Raw genomic sequence first — 18,633 nt, forward strand, 5'->3', positions numbered from 1 at the left:
GATTCATTTTGATTTTTACGGGCTGATTATATGATTTTCCAACCATTATTCTTTGCTTAGCCTCCCTGAAGATAAGAAAGTGTTCCATAATGAACAATTCATCCCTGCAAAGAGATTCAAGGTGAGAGTAGTCAATTTGGAGAAAAAGGGATCATCCCCTGCCAAGTGCGAGCGGCTGGACTTGGTCAATACGGTAAAAAGAGGGGTCTCTGTCCGACTTGTCAATTCCAGCGGTACGGACATTTTTCCGCCATTTCAATTTTGGTTCGTTACGCATCTCCCCTGCCGCAGATTGACAAGCCGGGGTAAAGGCGTCCATCATATTGGAAAACCAACGATGGAGAACGGTGATGGGCAAGATTGGAATCGGCATCAACTTGGAGTTTGTGCGTCACGAGGACAAGCCCTTTGAATGGGGTGTCGCCAAGGCGGCGGAAATCGGCTATGAATATGTCGAGCCGATGGTGCATTGGGGCCGCGAACTGTTGAGCGAGGCGGGCTATTTCCACAGCGTTTCGATGCTGGACGACCCCTTGCGCATCCGTCGCGCATGTGAGGCGGCGGGCGTCAAGTTGTCCGGCCTTTCGGGTCACACCCCCCTGTGCAAACCGGAAATCGGAACCGAATATCTGAAACAGGCGATCCGGTTTGCGGCGGAATGCGGCGCGCCGGTGGTCAATACCGATGAAGGCCCCAAGCCGTCCTGGACGACCGAAGCCGAGGACTTCGTGCTGATGCGATATGTTTTGCGCGAGGCATCGTTCGTGGCGGAACCGCGCGGGATTCTAATCGGCCTTGAGCCGCATCAACAATACAGCAAGCGTCCAGCGGGTCTCGAACGCATCGCCAACCTTATTGACAGTCCGGCCATCGGCATCAATTTCGATACCGGCAACAGTTTTCTGGCCGGCCAGGACCCGTATTCATGGATGGAAGCGGTGAAAGACCGTCTGGTCCATGTCCACGCCAAGGACATCTCGATTCAGCAATCCGAAGCGGAACGGGGCAAGGTCACGGGGACGCCCGTGGGCTGCGCCTGCGGAGACGGGGTGATTGATTGGGCCCGGGTGATTTCCATCTGCAAGTCGGCGCCGCGCGACCTGGTGTTGTCGGTCGAATGCGGGACGGTCGCCCAAGCCGAGCGCAGTTTCGCGCATTTGAAGAGCTTGGCATAGCCTATGGCGAATTCCGACAATCCCAATGGGCAACGTATAGCCTACTGGTATCGCGCGGCGACCAAGGCCTATACGATGCTTCCCTATTATCTGGCCCGGGGCGGCCATGCCTTCCCCCCCATTCATTACTATTTCGAAATGACGCGACGGTGCAATCTGCGCTGCGCGATGTGCCAGTACATCGAGTGGCTACGCAAGACCCCTGTCTCCGACCAGAAGGAAGGCGAACTCACGACGGCGGAATGGGAACGGGTCATAGACGAGGTTCAGCGCCTCAGTCTGATCACATTCACGGGCGGCGAACCACTGTTGCGCGAGGACTTTCCCAATCTTCTCGAACGCGCCGGCCAACGCGCACGCACGCATTTCATTACGAACGGGCTGTTGCTGGACGACGACCGGGTCGAACGGGTCGTGTCGCTTGCGCCGAAACGCGTGGGCGGTCTTGGCCTCAACTTTATCGGCACGTCGCTTGAAGGCCCACCGGAAATCCATGATGCGATACGCGGATTGCGCGGGGCGTTTGAACGGTCAACGGAAGCGATCCGGCGCGTGGCGGAAACCCGCCGGCGGGCGCACAAGGCGTGTCCGATGGTCCACGTCACCTCGGTGATCCAAGCGGGAAATGCGGCTCATCTGCACGAAATGCCGCGCATCGTCAAACAGGCCGGAGCCGACGTGCTCAATCTTACCCTGGAAATTCGGATTTTCGAGATTCCCGGTCTGGGCGCGCATTCGCCCGCGGACGAACGCCCGGAAAATGTCCCGTATCCGCGGATTCCGCCGGAGCAACTCGCGGAGGCGCTGCGCAAGACCCGCGAAGCGGCGGCCCGTGAAGGCGTCGAGTTGCGCACACCCGACATGCCCGATTCGGCCATTGTTGATTATTATTCGGGCCGGATGCCGCTCGGCGATTTCCGTTGCGGCAGCCTGTGGTGCAATCTGATCGTCGGCGCGAAGGGCGACATCCACCCGTGCTGGCTGCTGCGCTTGGGCAACGTGCGCGAGACGAGTCTTCGCGCGATTTGGAACGGATCCGACATGCGCGCGTTCCGACGACGCACCCGGAGCGGCCTCTACCCCGCTTGCGCCGGTTGTTGCTTTCTTGTCTATCGCGGCGGAAAGCGGGCATAATCTTCGCCACGCAAGGAGCGAATTTTGTCATGTTCAACGGAACGAAACCACGCATTCTTGTCGTCGGCAGCGCGAATGCGGACCTCGTGGCGACGGTTCCGCGCATACCGAAGCCCGGCGAATCGCTGATCGGATCGTCGTTCAACGTCGTACCGGGCGGCAAAGGCGCAAACCAAGCCGTCGCGGCGGCGCGCCTGGGCGCCGAAACGTATTTTGCGGGTTGCGTCGGTTCGGATGCCTTCGGCGACATGCAACAAGAAACCCTTGCACGCGACGGGATCAATCTGGACTATCTAAAGCGGCATCCGTCCGAACCCACGGGCACGGCGGTCATCCTCGTTGCCGAAACGGGCCAGAACTCGATTGTGGTCGTTCCCGCGGCCAATTGGGGTATCCAGCGGGAGGATATTGCCCGACTCGAACCGATTATGAAATCGTTCGATGCGATCCTGCTGCAACTTGAAATTCCCTTGGACGCCGTCGAGGCCACACTCGATCTTGCGCGCAGGAACGGCGTGCTTTCGATTCTGGATGCCGGCCCGGCGCAACAAATCCCGGATTCGTTGATTCGTTTGGCGGACATCGTGTCGCCGAACGAAACCGAGGCGGAAGCGTTGACAGGGATCGCCGTCGAGACTATTGACGACGCCAGACGCGCCGCGGACAAATTGCTGGAACGGGGCGCCCAAACCGCCGTGATGAAACTCGGCGCGAACGGATCCCTCCTTGCCGGGGAAACATTCATTCACGTCCCGGCGTTTCCCATTACACCGGTTGACACGACGGCGGCGGGCGACGCATTCACGGCGGCGCTGGCGTTTGGATGGAAGCGGTTGGCCCCGCACGAGGCACTGCAATTGGCCAATGCGACGGGCGCACTGGCGGCAATGGCCGTGGGCGCACAGCCTTCGATGCCATCGTTCGAGAAAGTGGCGGCGTTTATGCGTAAAAAAGGAGCCCTACATTGAGAAAGCTCATTTGTTCCGCGTCGGTCATGTGCGCGGACTTGTTGCATTTGGAAGACGACCTGAAAGATCTCGAAGCGGCAGGCTGCGACGAGTTGCATTTCGACATCATGGACGGGACCTTCGTGCCGAACTTCACGCTTGGACCGGATTTCGTGAAGGCGGCGGTACGCGCCTGCAAGATTCCCTGCTGTGCGCACCTGATGGTCTCGCGTCCGGAAGATTACGTGCAGCGGTTCATCAACGCGGGCTGCAAAGCCATCACCGTCCATCTCGAATCCACGCGGCATCCGCATGCCCTCCTGATGCGCATCCGCAAGGCTGGCGCATCGCCGGGCATTGCCATCAATCCCGCCACGCCATTGACAAAACTCGACTATCTGCTCGAACTGGCCGACCGCGTGATGCTCATGACCGTCGATCCGGGATACGCGGGACAAAAGATGATTCCCGGCGCGTACGACCGCGTGCGAATCCTGCGCGAGGTGCTCACCTACCGCGAGTCGCGCGCGAAAATCGAAGTGGACGGCAACATGGACGTGCGAAACGCCGCGCTGTTGTCGGGCGCGGGCGCGGAAATATTCGTTCTGGGAAGTTCCAGCATCTTTCAGGGCGGCGACCCCGGCGAAGCACTGCGGGAGTTCCGCAAAGCCGTCGCCGCCGAACGGCAATTGGTGTAGACTGTAACAAGACCCATTCCTGCCAACTATTACGGCATATTTCTTGAGAGACAATCGAAATAGGTGTTGTCCTTGGGGCCGAACCAGCCGATCCCCCACTGCCGGTTGTTACCGTTGTAGATGTTGAAATCCACCGTCCAGTCAATGCGCTCGCTGGTGATGTGCCCGTCGCACCATAGCACGTTCGCGCGTCCGTAATGGCGGAAATGGATGCTCGGATTCGCGAATTCGCCGTCTTTATCGCCGTGCGGATGTCCGGGATCGACATAGAGCGGCGGCTCGATGAAACTGTATTCGACGATATGGCCTTCCTGGGGCATGGCGGCGTCGGCGAACATGACGACTTCCGCCGGATTGCTTACGCGGACATCGAGGGTCGTTTCGGTCATGGATGCCGGATACGGGTTCGCATAGGCGGTCCCCCCGATATAGGCCGCGTTGTAGCCGTAACCGCCCGTGCCGCTTTCGAAGGCGTTCGGCACTTCACCCTTGCGGCGGAACTCGGTGAACACGGGACATTCCTTGACGCGCGCATCCGGCAGGTATTCCGCCAGCGGGCCTTTCTTCGGATCGAAACTCGTGTTGGGATCCGGCGTGGCCCGCTTGCCGTGCCATCGCGTCCGGCCGCCGAAACCGACCATGATGTCCGGCGCGGCGGGACAATACCGGCCATTGTGTTCCGAAGCGTACATCGCGCAGGCGAGATAGAGTTGCCGCAGGTTGTTGACGCATTGGGTCGAAAGCGCCTGTTGCCGTGCACGGCTCAACGCGGGCAGCAGGATGGCCGCCAGGATGGCGATGATCGCAATCACCACCAGTAATTCGATGAGGGTAAAACCTTTGGAAAAGCGCCTCACCGTGAAACTCCCCCGGTCCGGCCGCGTGCAGGGAAATCACGAAGCCCGTGCGTTCCTCCCCCCTTGACTTTCGCATGGTAACCCGTCACGGCCATCGAGACCATTACTATCAGCAACGCCCACGGCGACAATGGCATGGGAATATAATCGGCCGCGGAATAAATCCCGTCGCCAATCGGCGTCTCGATGGCGGGGTCCGCATACACGACAATACGGAACAGCGACGCCATGTCGGGCGATTCAATTTCCAGGAAGGTTCTTCCGCCGACGGTAACAATCTGATCGCCCGGCAGTGTCGAACTGGCATCGCCCGACAAAATCGCCGCATCCATGCAAACGATTGTCAACAACGTCCCGTCACGCACGGGATTGCCATACGCATCGCGCACGACCCCCGATGTAAGGGTCACGCGGACCGGCGTGCCGGGTTCAGGCTTGCCGACGGTCCAGGTCATGGGCGCCACGGGCGGACCCGCGAAAAACGAATAGGCCAATTCGCCGTAGGCGGCCCCTTCGACGGACGTTGCGGAAACCAAGGCGGATTGGCTGGCCGTGGGCGCTTCCACGGCGAATTGAATCCGGCCGTCCGAAGAAAGCGTCTGAATGCCCGGTGTGACCGCGTCGGCGTCATCGCCGAGGATTTTTCCCGCCGTGACGGCCACGGTGAACCGGACGCCGTCGGCAACGGGATTGGCCTGTTCATCCCTTATCGTATCGCTAGTGAACAAGGCCGTATTCGACGGTCCAACAGGAATGCCGCCCGGCGGGTCCCCATGAAGAACGATGGGGCCTTGCGGTCCGGTCTGCGATTCGGCATCACCGGGACCGGGAACCGACGCCAGGATGAAAATACCCGGCCGTCGGCTACGAAACGTCACGCGGTTGGCGGCGGCATTGACCGTCACGCCCGCGATATCCGCGGTCGTATAACCGCCATTCTCATACCGGTAGGGCTGCAATCCATCTTCGGCGAGTCCAATGATTTCGGACGCCGTGTAATGCATCACGAATTCCGCGCTTTGAATACCCGCACCCAGGAAATCGGTGATATCAGAACGGAATTCGCGCACGCAGGCACTCTTGATATGACTCATCGAGGGTAGGGCCGGCCCCGGATCGGCCACGGTTAGAATATCAACCCGGGCTGACAAGGCGCGGCCTTCGGCGGTCCGCTGTTCGGCGGCATAGAGACGCATTACGTTGCCCTCGGCATCCTGTGCCGTCCCGAGAAGCGTGCCGGTTGGGCTTCCCCCCTCAAGCGCGGGAATTTCCAGCGGCAGCACGGTGCTTTCCGGGCGATTCGGATCCGATCCGGCAAGAAGCGTTTCGTACTCGTCCAACAGTCCGTCCCCGTCGGTATCCGCGTCCGGAGCGATATCCGCGACGGCGTCAATATCGGGCGAACAAATACCCAGCGGGCCCATGTTTCGCGCGATGAACGAACTCAGGCGGATAAACCGGAACCGTTGCAGGTTGGCCGGCTGTCCCGCCGCGTCAACGGCCCAGGCGATGTCGAAGGGGTCGCCTCCCCCACTCCGCGCCGTCAAACCGACCGTCATCGGATCGTCGGGCCGCAAATAGTTGTCGAGGTATGGTTCGGCTGTTGGATTCAACTTGGCATACCCCCAGTTGTATTCGAATTGATCGTTCGATGTATCGGCGTCAAATAGATTCGGGTTTCGTATACTGCCCGCAAGATAATAAGGATGGGCCGCATCGTTGGTCGTGCCGGAAGGTTCCGAAATGGACGGCATTGGCGAAGGGGAAAAGCCGCGGCTGCCGGGGATCAGATACCAGGGGCCGGCGGCATTTTCGGCGATTTCGATGATCGCGGGTTCCTGCCAGCGCACTTGCGGATTGCCGCCGGTCCAGAACGCATTCGTAAACACGGTGCAATCCAAACCCATTGGATTGTCCGGATCGTCCTCGACGGGCGAATCGAATTCCAGAACGAGATAACCGCCCGGTCCACCCAGGCTGACGAGGCTGTCGTTATTCGGAGTGGAGGGGCCGCCCCCGGAGGGCGGGCCAAGCGCCTTAGACGGATCGGTGAACAATGCGCCGGATCCCGCTTGATACGCCACGACCCGGCTTGCCCACGGATTGGCAAACGCCATCGGCGCGGCTATCAACAGCACCATGATTGACCACCGTTTCACGGCGGGGCCCCTCCCACTCCGTTTGCCTAACGAAGTTTTCGCCGTCCCAATACGATCAGCGCGCCCAACAAGGCCAGCGCGCCCGGCATGCTCCAGACGGGCAAGGTTCCGAATGTGTTTTGCGGCACATAAAGCCGCGTCGTGAATGTGTGCCAATCCGTGACAATCAACATGATGTCGCCGGTCACCGGGTTGTAGGCCGGCGTATAGTTGTAGTGCCAAGGATCCATCGGATCGCTGAAGGGCGCATACGTTTGCACAACGGTTTCCGACGCTGGATTGACGCGCTGAACGCCGCCCGTTCCGCCGACGAGCACATGTCCGTTTTCCATCACTTCGGCCGGACCGCTCGTAAAGAAATCGTTCGGGCCGCCGATGGCCGTCGCATCCGTGTCCCAATTCAGCGTGGACGAGGCTTGGAAGGCTTGAATCAGCGCCGCGGCCGGGATGCGCTTCAGTTGCGCCGTGCTGTTCCACATGGAATCGAAAACATACGACATGGCGTAGACCGTCGTTCGCGCTTGATCGATCGCCACCGTCGCGCTCGCGGCGCTTTCGCCCGGAGCGAGCGTTGCCGGTTTTTGCATGACCGCGCGATAACCCGCCGCGGGATCATGAAGATCGAAAACACCCAATTCGTCCGTGACGAAGTTGCCGCTGTCCAAAAGGACCATCGAATCGGTCAGAAACACGCCCCAATATTGCGAAAATCCGCTTGGATAATTCGCAGGCGCGATTTCCCGGGCCGGACTGTAAGGCGCCGGCTCGTTCAGATCCAGCACATACAGTTTCTTCGACAAGCCGGCGGCAAGCAACACCGTATGCCCGTCGGGCGATACCGCCATGAACCCCGGATCGCCCGCATAACCCGTCGCAATCGGATTGAAAACATCCGCCTGAGGCAACGGCTGACGGTATATCGTGTTGCCGTCCCAAATGAGCAGACAGCCATTTGGAAGGGTCTTTACAGCAAGACTTGACGCGCCGGGCGCGGGCGTCGGCGCATTGATCAACGCCTCGAACTCCAACGCGCCGCAAGTCATGGAAAAACACAACGAGATGCAAACCACAATCAGAAAAAACTTCTTTTGTTTCATTTCAACAATCCCCGTTCGCCAGTTCGTTCAAAACAACAACCAATGATTCGAGTCTGGTGCGACGTTCGGGGGAAAAGCGATGGCAGGAACCTCTGCGAGGGGTGTTTTGCCTGCCGCAACCTTTCCGCGAAGTTGCCGCATACATGGATGTGCTTGGGCAGGTCTTCCGGCTTCCGGATCGTCCTACTTCCCGCGCCTTCCCATCCTCTCGGACAGTGGCACTGAGCGGGGTTCGTTCCCGGTTACGGCAGCGCGACTGCGACGGATTTGCACCGTGCTTCCCTTGGCCCGTTTTCGATGCCTGCGCCTTCACCTCCTTTCCCTTTGTTCAACAGTTACACTATACCCCATTTTCCGGCGTGTGTCAACGGGATTGACAATCCGGCCAAAGCGTGATAGTCTTGATCTAGCTTGTGAGCGAGGGACTCGCGTTGCGTCCCGTCATACCATGAACGGAATCGGATTTCCGGGTGGGCTTGCAGGCGACAGTTTTTCGGGCATTTCTGGATTCATAGCGCATTATCGAGCTAAAAATGCGTTGGCTGCGTCGGCGGCTCTCCCGCGGGTCCAACTACAAGGAGACACGCGGTGAGAACAAAAGGATTCACGCTAATCGAGCTACTCGTGGTCATCGCCATCATCGGGATATTGGCCGCCATATTGCTCCCCGCCCTTGCCCGGGCCCGCGAATCAGCGCGCCGGGCAAGTTGTGCAAACAACCTCAAACAGATGGGCGTCGTCCTCAAGATGTATGCGGGCGAAGCGCCGAGCCAGTTGTATCCGCCGTTGCCCATCCGGGTGTCGCATCAGATAGACTGGCACAACAACTTCCACGATTATTGCGAGTGCTGCTACCGCAATCCATACGAGCCGAATCCGTGGCTCGGCGGCCGCGCCCAATCCATCTGGGCGCCGGACGGCAAGGCCATCTATCCGGAATATCTGACGGACATCAATATCCTGATTTGCCCGTCCGACGCCGAGGCTTACTCCCGCGTGTACAAGCAGGGACTCTTTTTCCTGAATCAGGACGCCTCGGCGAAGCAGGTCGATCCCTGTGCGCTGTATCTGGAATCGTATTGGTACAACCCGTGGGCCAGCACGAAAGGCATGAACCAAACGCGCCCCTCAACCATCCCCGGCAAGGACGAGAACGATCCGGAACTCGCCAATCACGACTTCCGATGGGCCATGATGAACGGTTATATGAACATTCCATGGCAAAAGGCCTTCGGCGGCCTCGTGGGCAAAATCGCCACCGACACCACGAACGGCACTGCGCCGGGAATTTATCATTACGACACGGATGTGACCTATGAGGAGGCCGGCGTGAAATACACGTTCTACCGGACGCGGGAAGGCATCGAGCGGTTCTTCGTCACGGATATCAACAATCCCGCGGCGACCACCCTGGCGCAGAGCGAACTGTTCATCATGCAGGATCTCATGTCCACGCGCGTTGAAGACTTCAACCATGTTCCCGGCGGCACGAACACCTTGTGGATGGACGGGCATGTGTCCTTCGAGAAATTCGGCGGGCCGTGGCCGGCTTCGCGCCTGTGGGGCATGATTTGCGCGCAACTGTAAGGCGAGCCGATCGTTTTCATGCAAACCAACAGGATATGGGGTGAAAAATGACCTTGGAAAACGATACGCTTCCCGGTCGGTTGCGGCGTTGGAAAAACGGGGAAACGCCCGGACCGTGGAACCTGATGTTGTTTCCGACGAACCGGTGCAACCTGCGCTGCATCATGTGCTGGCGCAACCACGAGGCAACGCGCGGGCTGCCGGTCCTGCCCACGCACGAAATACCTCTCGAACGGCGCAACAACCCCCATAAAGAACTGTCGGACGATCGCTTGCTTGAAATTGTGGACGAGGCGGCGGCGCTTGGCTGCCGCGACTGGTTGATTCAGGGGGGTGGCGAACCCCTGTTGCGCGCATCCCTTGTGCTGCGGATATGCGAACGGATTCGTTCGCACGGCATGAATGGAAAATTGATTACCAACGCGACATTGCTCGAACCGGAACACATGCAGGCATTTGTCGAAATGGGATGGGATTTCGTTGCGTGCAGCCTCGACGGCCCCACCGCGGCGATCAACGATCCTTTGCGCGGCGCGGGAACGTTCGACGCGGTGACGGCGGCCGTGGCGCAATGCGCGGCGTTGCGACGCGCAATGAACGCGAAGCGTCCGCTGTTGCAATTGCTTACCACGGTGACGCGGCACAACCACGATGTGCTTCCTGCGATGGTCGAACTGGCCCATAGGCTGGGTTGCGACAGCGTGCAGGCCGGATTGACCGTGGTCCATTACGGACTCGAACACCTCATTACGCGCAAACAGCACAAGACGCTTCCGGCCATCATTGAAAAAGCCAACCGGCGCGCCCAAGAGTTGGGCATCGAAGCGGATTACGATCACATCGCCCGCAATCCGTGGGGGTCCATTTATCTGCGCAAACCGTGGGCATGCGACGAATCCCCGCCGCCGGGCATGGAGCACATTCCCTGTTTCTGTCCGTGGTATTCCATCGCGATTTTCGCGGATGGCCGCGTGGCCCAGTGCTCGATGAACTGGCAGGAAAAGGCGCCCTCCGTCATGAATGCCCCGTTGAAAGAGGCTTGGGAAAGCGCATACTTCGGAATGTTGCGCGAACGTATGGCGGGCGACACCCCCCTGGAATGCTGTCATCTGTGCCCGTCCATCCTTGATGCGCGAAGCCCTTCCATGCGCATCATGGACAAGGCCTATCTCGACGGGACGATCTTCGAATGAGGATGAGGCGGGCATGATCGCGATCTCCACGGAAAAGGATACATTGCTGAACCGGCTTCGATGCTGGGAACGCGGCGAGACGCCGGGACCATGGTGTATTTCCGTGTTTCCAACGAACCGCTGCAATATTCGCTGCGTCATGTGCTGGCAGCGCTACTTTGAAAACGACACCAGCCATGAACTTTCCGACGAAAGGCTGCTGCATCTCGTGGACGAAGCCGCGGCGCTTGGCTGTCAGGACTGGATCATCCAAGGCGGCGGTGAACCGCTGATGCGCGCGACGCTGGTCATGCGAATGTGCGAACGCATCCGCCAGCACGGCATGAACGGCCGTTTGGTCACCAATGCCACGCTGCTCAAACCATCGCATATTCGAACGCTGATCGAAATCGGCTGGGACAATCTTACCGTCAGCATTGACGGCGCCACCGCCGAAGTCCATGACGCCATTCGCGGGCAGGGCACGTTTCGGAAAACCGCCTCGGCAACATCCCGATGCGCGGAAATGCGCCGGGAAACGAACAGCCCATGGCCGCGGATTCAGATTTCGACGACCCTCATGCGCCACAATTACAGCGACCTGCCGGGCATCGTCGAACTGGCGCACCGGCTGGGTTGCGACAGCATTCTCGCGGATCTGACCTGTCTTTCCTTTGGACGCGACAACCTGATTACGCCGGAGCAACGCCAGGAACTTCCCGGAATCGTCGAACAAGCCGTCCAGCGTGGACGCGAACTGGGAATCGTGACCGATTTCGATCACCTCACGATCAGCCCATGGGCGGCCACGTTTCTCCGTAATCCGTGGCGCGCATCCGAACCGCCGCCCCGCATGTTCGATAACGCCTGGTGCTATGCGCCTTGGTACGCCATGTCCGTGTTTGCAAACGGCGGCGTCGCGCCGTGCACGATGGACTGGAACCGGACCGCCCCGAACCTGGCAAGCGCGTCCTTGGCGGAAATTTGGGAAGGGCCGTATTTCGCCCGGGCGCGCGATCGAATGGTCTTGGAGCAATCCCTGGATTGTTGCGACAAATGCCCGGTCCTCTTTTCCGGGCATACCCTGTCGCTTCGTCCCATGGACGATGCCTATGCCCTGAGCGAAGCGGCGGGCTGCCCCGCGCTTGCAGGAGAATAGCCGATGAATGCCGCAACCTTTCTGGAAACCGCCGCCCGCGAGCATCCGGATCGGGTGTTCATCGTGGACGGCGTGCAACGGGCGACGTTCGGCGAAATCAACCGGCGCGCGAACCGGCTGGCGAACGGCTTGGCCGCCGCGGGTATTCAGACCGGCGATTGTGTAGCGATGACGTGTCCGTCACGTACCGAATTCGCAGTGGCCTACTACGCCATCCTCAAAATCGGCGCCGTGGCGGCCACGCTCAACGTCCTGTTAAAACGAAACGAAATCGCGGAACAACTCACCGATTGCAGGGCAAAAGCCTATCTCGCCTTCGAGGGAACCGCGGAATCTCCCATGGGCCAGGAAGCAATCGCGGCATTTCAGGCAACGCCGTCCTGTAAAGGGTTCTGGGCGATTCCCGCCGGCGCAGACGGATTGCAGTTACTCTCGGAATGCGCGTCGTGGACCGAATTGATCGAGGGCCAGCCGGATGTCTTCGAATCTGCCGATCTTTCGCCGGACGCCACGTGCTGCATTACCTTTACTTCCGGAACGACCGGACGCGCCAAGGGCGTCGAGCACTCCCACGCCGTCGAGGGACTCGTTCCCTATCTCATGCAGAACGACTATCAGGCGGCGGCCCATGACGTGTTCCTGCTGACCGTGCCGCTGTTCACGTTATGGAAAACCACTGCGCTTCATTTGACGTGTCTGGCGGGCGCCACCGTCGTCGTCATGCCGCGTTTCAGCCCCGAAGAAACCTGGCGCCTCATGGAACGGGAGCGCGTGACGGTGCTCATCGTTTCCGGGGCCGTCTTCCGATTCCTGTACGACGCCATGGATCACATGCCGGTTGATTACGACCGGATCGCACGACATTGGCGACTGTGCCTGTCGGGCGGATTCCGGATTCCCGCCGATCTGCACCGCTTCTTCCGGGACCGTTTCAAGATTGCCATCCTCTCGATGTACGGATCGACGGAATTGCACGGCATTTCATTGACCCGCGAGGTTTCGGAAGATACGGACGATTGCGTCGGACGTCTTTTCAGGGGCGTCCAAGTGCGCATCGTGGACGAGACGATGAACGACGTGCCGTTGGGCGAGACCGGCGAAATTCTGGTCCGGACGCCGACACTGATGAAAGGCTACTGTGGAAATCCCGCCGAAACGGAAAAATCGGCATCGGCGGGATGGTTTCACACGGGCGACATGGGCCGGCGAAACCCGGACGGCCACTTATTTCTCACCGGCCGCATCAAGGACATGATCAACCGAAAAGGGATGAAAGTGTTTTCGGCACAAGTCGAAAGCGCCTTGCTGGCGCACCCCGCGATTGCGCGCGTCGCAGTGGTGGGAATACCCGACGAATTCGCCGGCGAAGAAGTCAAGGCCTTCGTTCAACTGCGCGACGGCCTCCAATGCAGCCCCGATGAATTGATCGCATGGGCCCGTGAACGAATCGCGGCTTACGCCTACCCGCGGCACGTCGAATTTGTGGACAACCTCCCCATCGGTCCGACCGGCAAAGTCCTCAAACACCTCCTCCCGCGCCGATAACCTCCCCGGCGCCGCACCGCCCCACTCCCAACCGGATTATTGCCGATCTGATTGAAAGGATAAATGGCGCGCTCGGCGCGACTCGAACGCGCGACCCCTAGCTCCGGAGGCTAGTGCTCTATCCAAACTGAGCTACGAGCGCGTGCCATGTGACGGAGAGGGATGTGATATCGCTCCCGGCATCTAAGGAAACTCTACACAATGCGGGCGTCTGAAAGCAAATCAAAGGAATTGCGCGACGGGGCAGCCGATGCAGGCAGGATTTTTTTCGCACCAGTCCTGGTAGATTTGCAAGAGGCCTTGTTGGAGGCGGAAGGTCATTTTCAGGGATGCGCCGGGTCCCGCGAGACGGGGCAGCATGATGCGTCCGATGCGGTTCTCGGCTTCTTTGGGCATGGCGGTGAAAAAGTCGAACACGCGTTCTTCGCGCGCCGGATTGTTGGCTTGCCGCGCAATGGCCAGTTCAGCGGGGATAAAGACGTTGCCGACGATGGAACGGATGCGTTCGGGGCCAATCAACGCGCATGGCCTTGCCATTGTCTTGCCGGTCCATGTGCAATGATTGGCCCAATACCCCATGGGCGCCGGGAACAATGCCTCGAAGGCGGATAGTCTGGATTTGGGCGTGCAGTCTTCGCGCCAGATCGTCTCGACGGTTTCGAGTAGTCCCGCGCGGGCTGTATGGGCCAAAACCCGCGCGGCGCCGGCCAGGCGTCGTTCGGGATTGTTCACCGGCCGCACGCCGGCGCCCGTCCATTCGAGCGGAAGCGGCTTGAGTCCCGGCAGGGCTTCCCGAAGCAGGCCGCGCAGGCGTCCGAAATGCGGCACGGCATGCGTTTCTTCGGGCAAATCGTCCGGGAAAAGCCCCGCGATGCGCAGCAGGGCCGCTTCGAGCAGCAGGGGATCCTGCCGGGCCAATTGGCGCACGCGCCCATAATGAAATTGGCGCGCCAAGGCGTTGAAGTGATGCTTGAAGTGTCCGTAGCCGCAGGCCGTCATGAACGCTTCGTACAAAGCCTGTTCGGTTCCCGCCCGCTCCATCCGTTCCCGAAGTGTCCGCGCCTTGGTGAGAATCCGCCACTCGCCCGCAAGTCCCAGCATACGCGCCACGGCGTGCATGCCTTTTTGCCCGGCCAGTTCCGAACACTTGCCGCCTGTGTTCTCCGCGCGAAACGGATAATCGTCCATGAGCAGTCGGCCGGCCAACACTTGGATGTCTTCTTCGAGAAACCGCGAAAGGAGCAGGACCGGTATGCGGCGTCCCTTGCTTGTGCGGGGCGGCGCCGGGGGCGGAGTGCGCTCGAGCGTCACGGCCAGCGCCACATGGTCGTAGCGATCGTCCAGATGATGGCCGTGCTGCATCCAGCCTCCGTGATCGAGGTGGATCTCGACGTCCCCCGTTACCCGCTCGCCGGCCAGCTCTATCTGCGCGCCTTTGAAATCCGGCCCTTCGCCGCGATTCCACCACCCCGCCGAGACAACGCGCAACGCGCGGCCATCGTCCACGCAAAGTCCGCGATCCGTGAAGAGGTGATCGTACCACAGGCAGCGGACGGCCTCCTCGGTGACAGGCGTCGTTTCGGAAACATGGGACGCGTGTTGCATGGCGCGCAAATGGCCGTATTTTTCCGAAAAACGTCGGTCCGATCCGGTGCAATCCATGCCGGGTTCCTTGTGATGCCGATCCATGTACGTTCAACTTACCGTTTGGCGCGGGCGATTTCAATGCCGCAAACGCGGGATTGGCGCGCAAGCGGAAAGTAGGGTATGCTTGACGCATGAGCATTTCATTGCCGCTGGTATCGGTCGTGTTTCCGTGCCTCAACGAGGAAGGCACGATTGGGCGTTGTGTGGACGCGGCGCGCACAGCCCTCGACGCGGCGGGCATCGAGGCGGAAATCGTCGTCGCGGACAACGGTTCGACGGATGCGTCGCGCCGCGTCGCGGAGGAGGCGGGCGCCCGTGTCGTTGACGCTGACGCGCCGGGTTACGGCAGCGCGTTGCGCGCCGGACTCCGTGCGGCGGAAGGCCGGTATCTTGTTTTCCTCGACGCGGACATGTCCTATGACTGCGGCGATATCCCGCGTTTTGTCGAGGCGTTGCGCGATGGCGCGGACCTCGTCATGGGATCGCGTTTTCGCGGGGGAATCGATCCCGGCGCCATGCCGCGATCGCACCGTTACTTCGGTACGCCGGCGATGACTCTGCTGGCCAACCTGTTGTTCGGTAGCCGCATCACCGACATCAACTGCGGGATGCGCGCCATTACCCGCGAGGCGTTCGACCGCCTGGATCTGCGTTCGCAGGGCATGGAATTCGCCTCGGAGATGGTGATCAAGGCCGCACGGGCCAAACTCGACATCCGGGAAATCCCGATTGTCTTCCATGCGGACCAGCGCGGACGCCGTCCGCACCTGCGATCGTTTCGCGACGGCTGGCGGCATCTCCAACTCATGCTGCATTTCTGTTCGATGTGGCTTTTTCTCGTGCCGGGGATGCTGCTGTTGGGAGGCAATTTCGCCGCGATTGTCGCCGTTTCGTTCGATTGCGTCGTGAGTTTCGTCACGTATCTGGTCGCACTATCGGGCACTATCGTCGGGACACAGCTTCTCCTGTTGGGCTTGAGCGCCCAAGGCCGTGTGCCGTACTCGAAATATGCGCCATTGGCCGGCCGCCCGCTGGTGCGCATGTTCCGATCCTGGATACGGATCGAGAAGGCCCTTGTCCTAGGTGCTGTCGCCACGGCCATCGGAGCCGCCATGCTGGGTTATGGAATTTTGCACGTTTATTGGCGCCCCTCCACATTTTGGCCGTCGTCGTCTCTGCCGGGAATTGTCGAATTCAATCCTGCGCCGATTCGGCTGGCGCTGATTGGCGTGGCAATCTTTGCCAATGGCCTTCAGGTTTTTTTCACATCGTTGATTATGGGTTTGTTTGGTCTTCGTCTTGCCGAAGACGAACCGGCAATGAACAGGAACGACCACGGATGAGGAAATCGCGGATCGCGGATTGCCTATCGGACGGATCCGTCGGATTCCCTGTAGCCCGCGGCCTGAAGCCTGAAGCCTGGAGTCACCGCTTTCAATGAAAGTCGTGTTCGTGCTTCCCCCGTATGATTACTCGCGCAGCGTCGGCAACACGCGCAAGAAGGTCCAGATCGGCCTGCTGCCGCCGTTGGGCGTGGGATACCTCGCGGCGTACCTCGAAGCCCGCGGCCATGAAGCCGTGCTGGTGGACGCAATCGCGGAACAATTGAATGTGCCGGAGGCCGCGGAAGCCGTGGCGCGTTTGAACCCCGGGCTCGTGGGAATATCGTCGTTCACAACCATGGGCGAGAACACGTCCTACGCGCTGGCCGAGGCGATCAAAAAACGACTTCCGGACACCCCGATCGTCATGGGCGGTCCCCATGTCACGTCGTTCGCGGATCGTATCCTCGGTGAATGTCCGCACGTGGATGTGCTCGTTCCCGGCGACGGCGAGGTGGCGCTCGGCGAACTGGTCGAACGGTTCCAACGCGGCCAGACCCCCGCGGACGTGTCCGGCATCCTTTATCGGGACGAACGCGGACAGGCCATTGCCACGCCGCTTGCCGAATGCGTTCGCGACATAGACCAATTTCCGCATCCCGCGCGGCACATCTACAAACACGAACTGTATTGCCCCCTACCGAGCCTGAGCGCGCGGCGGCCCGTGACCTCCGCCATCACGTCGCGCGGCTGCCCGTGGGCGCGTTGCCGGTTCTGTTATCAGGGCGGCGACTACGCCGCGCCGTACCGCCGCCGTTCGCCCGAAAACGTCGCGGACGAAATCGCGCGGCTCGTGGCGGATTGGGGTATCCGCAACGTCGTTTTCTGGGACGACAACTTCTGTGTGATGCCCGAATGGATTGATCGTTTCTGCGATCTGCTCGACCAACAGGGGCGCCCCATCGTCTGGTCGGTTCTGGCGCGTGCAAACACCGTGACCAGGGCAATGCTCGAACGGATGGCGCGGTCGGGATGCTACAGCGTGCAATACGGCATCGAATCGGGCAGCGAGGCCATCCTCCAACTCATCCGCAAAGGCATCACGCGCGATCAGTGCCGCGATGCCGTGCGCTGGGCGCGCGAGGCCGGTATGGACACCCGCGCCTTCTTCGTGCTCGGATTTCCGACCGAAACGCCCGAAATGGCCGACGAAACCATCGCGTTCGCGTGCGAGCTCAATTTCGACTACGTCGTATTTTTTTCGTATCACCGCCACCCCGGCACCGAACTCGCCGAGTTTGCCCTCGACCACGGTCGCGACGGTCCCTACAAAGGCCAACACCTCCCATCCTTTGTGCCCGACACCTACCCGGACGAAGAGGCGCTCGCCCGCAAAATCAAAGAGGCATACCGCCGTTATTACCTGCGTCCCGCATACATCCGCCGCTTGACTGCTCGCACCCTTCGCAATCCCGGACTCGTGGTCAACCATCTGCGCGGCTTTTACTATTGGCTGGGCCTTATGGTCCGGAGGTAATCGCCGGTTTTCGCCGGGATTTCTGCAGAATTTTCGTCAAGATTCGATCCCCCGTTCCCGGGCGCGGAATTTGACTGAACATATATTCAGTTATATAATGTCGGCCTGTGGGCGGTTGCTGTCGAGCACGGAAGAGGAAAGGGCGCCGGCAATGATCGTGATGGAATGGTGGACCGGACGCGGAAGCGAAGCGCCCGGCATGACCTGTCCCTTGGCGGGCATGCCGGTGGAAGCGGGTTTTCCGTCACCGGCGGACGACTATATTGAAAAGCCGTTGGATCTGAACGAACTGCTTGTGAAACACCCCGAAGCGACGTTTTTTGTGCGGGTGCAAGGCGATTCCATGGTGGAGGCGGACATCCATTCGGGCGATATTCTGGTGGTCGATCGTTCGCGGGAGGCGCACGACGGCTGCGTGGTGGTCGCGGCGCTAAACGGCGAATTCACCGTGAAACAGCTGCGATACCGGAATGGGCAGGGCATGCTGATGCCCGCAAACCCGGATCACCGCCCGATTCGTGTCACTCCGGATCAGGATTTTCAAGTATGGGGCGTGGTGACCCATGTCATCCACGCCGTTTGAGGCTGTTCGAGGGA

15 protein-coding genes, 1 tRNA gene and 1 riboswitch are annotated in these 18,633 nt (G+C 60.2%); of the genes, 11 read left to right on the plus strand and 5 right to left on the minus strand.

Translation table 11 applies throughout. From position 1 onward, the window contains the following. Positions 1-350 precede the first annotated feature (350 nt). From P5540_14500 to rpe, 4 genes are read left to right on the plus strand one after another with little or no spacing between them, the layout of a single operon-like run. The gene (locus P5540_14500) at positions 351-1,175 is read left to right on the plus strand and encodes a sugar phosphate isomerase/epimerase (GenBank protein ID HRT66025.1); all 825 of its coding nucleotides are present in this window, start codon (positions 351-353) and stop codon (positions 1,173-1,175) included. Between the two features lie 3 nt (positions 1,176-1,178). Further along, positions 1,179-2,309, plus strand: a complete 1,131-nt coding sequence (locus P5540_14505) for a radical SAM protein (GenBank protein HRT66026.1) — start codon at positions 1,179-1,181, stop codon at positions 2,307-2,309. A gap of 29 nt (positions 2,310-2,338) precedes the next feature. Then, on the plus strand, positions 2,339-3,277 hold the full coding sequence (gene rbsK / locus P5540_14510) for a ribokinase (protein HRT66027.1): 939 nt from the start codon (positions 2,339-2,341) through the stop codon (positions 3,275-3,277). Beyond that, positions 3,274-3,954 carry a ribulose-phosphate 3-epimerase gene (gene rpe, locus P5540_14515; GenBank protein ID HRT66028.1) on the plus strand — a complete coding sequence of 227 codons (681 nt, stop codon included), beginning with the start codon at positions 3,274-3,276 and terminating at the stop codon, positions 3,952-3,954. Before rbsK ends, rpe begins: the two co-directional genes overlap by 4 nt. A gap of 29 nt (positions 3,955-3,983) precedes the next feature. Here the strand turns inward: rpe and P5540_14520 are convergent, their stop codons facing one another. Genes P5540_14520 through P5540_14530 form a run of 3 tightly spaced genes read right to left on the minus strand, consistent with a single transcriptional unit; the run spans position 3,984 to position 8,067 of the window. Further along, entirely contained in the window at positions 3,984-4,811 is an 828-nt protein-coding gene (locus P5540_14520) for a prepilin-type N-terminal cleavage/methylation domain-containing protein (protein ID HRT66029.1), read from the minus strand. Further along, the gene (locus P5540_14525; protein HRT66030.1) at positions 4,808-6,970 is read right to left on the minus strand and encodes a thrombospondin type 3 repeat-containing protein; all 2,163 of its coding nucleotides are present in this window, start codon (positions 6,968-6,970) and stop codon (positions 4,808-4,810) included. Before P5540_14525 ends, P5540_14520 begins: the two co-directional genes overlap by 4 nt. Positions 6,971-6,996: 26 nt before the next feature. Further along, positions 6,997-8,067, minus strand: coding sequence for a hypothetical protein (locus tag P5540_14530; protein HRT66031.1), 1,071 nt, complete (start codon positions 8,065-8,067; stop codon positions 6,997-6,999). A gap of 138 nt (positions 8,068-8,205) precedes the next feature. Beyond that, positions 8,206-8,387, minus strand: a riboswitch (cobalamin riboswitch). A gap of 268 nt (positions 8,388-8,655) precedes the next feature. Between P5540_14530 and P5540_14535 the strand changes: the two genes are divergently transcribed. The 4 genes from P5540_14535 to P5540_14550 are packed head-to-tail and all read left to right on the plus strand — an operon-like array spanning position 8,656 to position 13,530. Continuing rightward, the gene (locus P5540_14535; GenBank protein ID HRT66032.1) at positions 8,656-9,654 is read left to right on the plus strand and encodes a DUF1559 domain-containing protein; all 999 of its coding nucleotides are present in this window, start codon (positions 8,656-8,658) and stop codon (positions 9,652-9,654) included. Positions 9,655-9,701: 47 nt separating this feature from the next. Beyond that, positions 9,702-10,847 (plus strand): radical SAM protein, encoded by a 1,146-nt coding sequence (locus tag P5540_14540; GenBank protein HRT66033.1) that lies wholly within the window; start codon positions 9,702-9,704, stop codon positions 10,845-10,847. A gap of 13 nt (positions 10,848-10,860) precedes the next feature. Next, positions 10,861-11,985: a radical SAM protein gene (locus P5540_14545; GenBank protein HRT66034.1), complete on the plus strand. Its 1,125-nt coding sequence runs from the start codon at positions 10,861-10,863 to the stop codon at positions 11,983-11,985. A 3-nt stretch (positions 11,986-11,988) separates the two neighbouring features. Beyond that, complete coding sequence (locus tag P5540_14550) at positions 11,989-13,530, plus strand: AMP-binding protein (GenBank protein ID HRT66035.1); 1,542 nt, start codon at positions 11,989-11,991, stop codon at positions 13,528-13,530. Positions 13,531-13,594: 64 nt separating this feature from the next. Here P5540_14550 and P5540_14555 read toward each other — a convergent pair. Both P5540_14555 and P5540_14560 read right to left on the minus strand, forming a co-directional pair. Beyond that, a tRNA-Arg gene (locus tag P5540_14555) sits at positions 13,595-13,672 on the minus strand. Between the two features lie 80 nt (positions 13,673-13,752). Then, positions 13,753-15,192 carry a DUF2851 family protein gene (locus P5540_14560; protein ID HRT66036.1) on the minus strand — a complete coding sequence of 480 codons (1,440 nt, stop codon included), beginning with the start codon at positions 15,190-15,192 and terminating at the stop codon, positions 13,753-13,755. A 116-nt stretch (positions 15,193-15,308) separates the two neighbouring features. On the opposite strand from P5540_14560, the gene P5540_14565 reads away from it, so the two are divergent. From P5540_14565 to umuD, 3 genes are all read left to right on the plus strand, one after another. Further along, complete coding sequence (locus P5540_14565; protein ID HRT66037.1) at positions 15,309-16,520, plus strand: glycosyltransferase family 2 protein; 1,212 nt, start codon at positions 15,309-15,311, stop codon at positions 16,518-16,520. A gap of 94 nt (positions 16,521-16,614) precedes the next feature. Beyond that, positions 16,615-18,036: a radical SAM protein gene (locus P5540_14570; GenBank protein ID HRT66038.1), complete on the plus strand. Its 1,422-nt coding sequence runs from the start codon at positions 16,615-16,617 to the stop codon at positions 18,034-18,036. A 199-nt stretch (positions 18,037-18,235) separates the two neighbouring features. Continuing rightward, on the plus strand, positions 18,236-18,619 hold the full coding sequence (gene umuD, locus P5540_14575; protein ID HRT66039.1) for a translesion error-prone DNA polymerase V autoproteolytic subunit: 384 nt from the start codon (positions 18,236-18,238) through the stop codon (positions 18,617-18,619). The last annotated feature ends 14 nt before the right edge of the window (positions 18,620-18,633 follow it).

It is taken from the genome of Candidatus Hydrogenedentota bacterium (assembly GCA_035450225.1).
Classification (GTDB): Bacteria; Hydrogenedentota; Hydrogenedentia; order Hydrogenedentales; family SLHB01; genus DSVR01.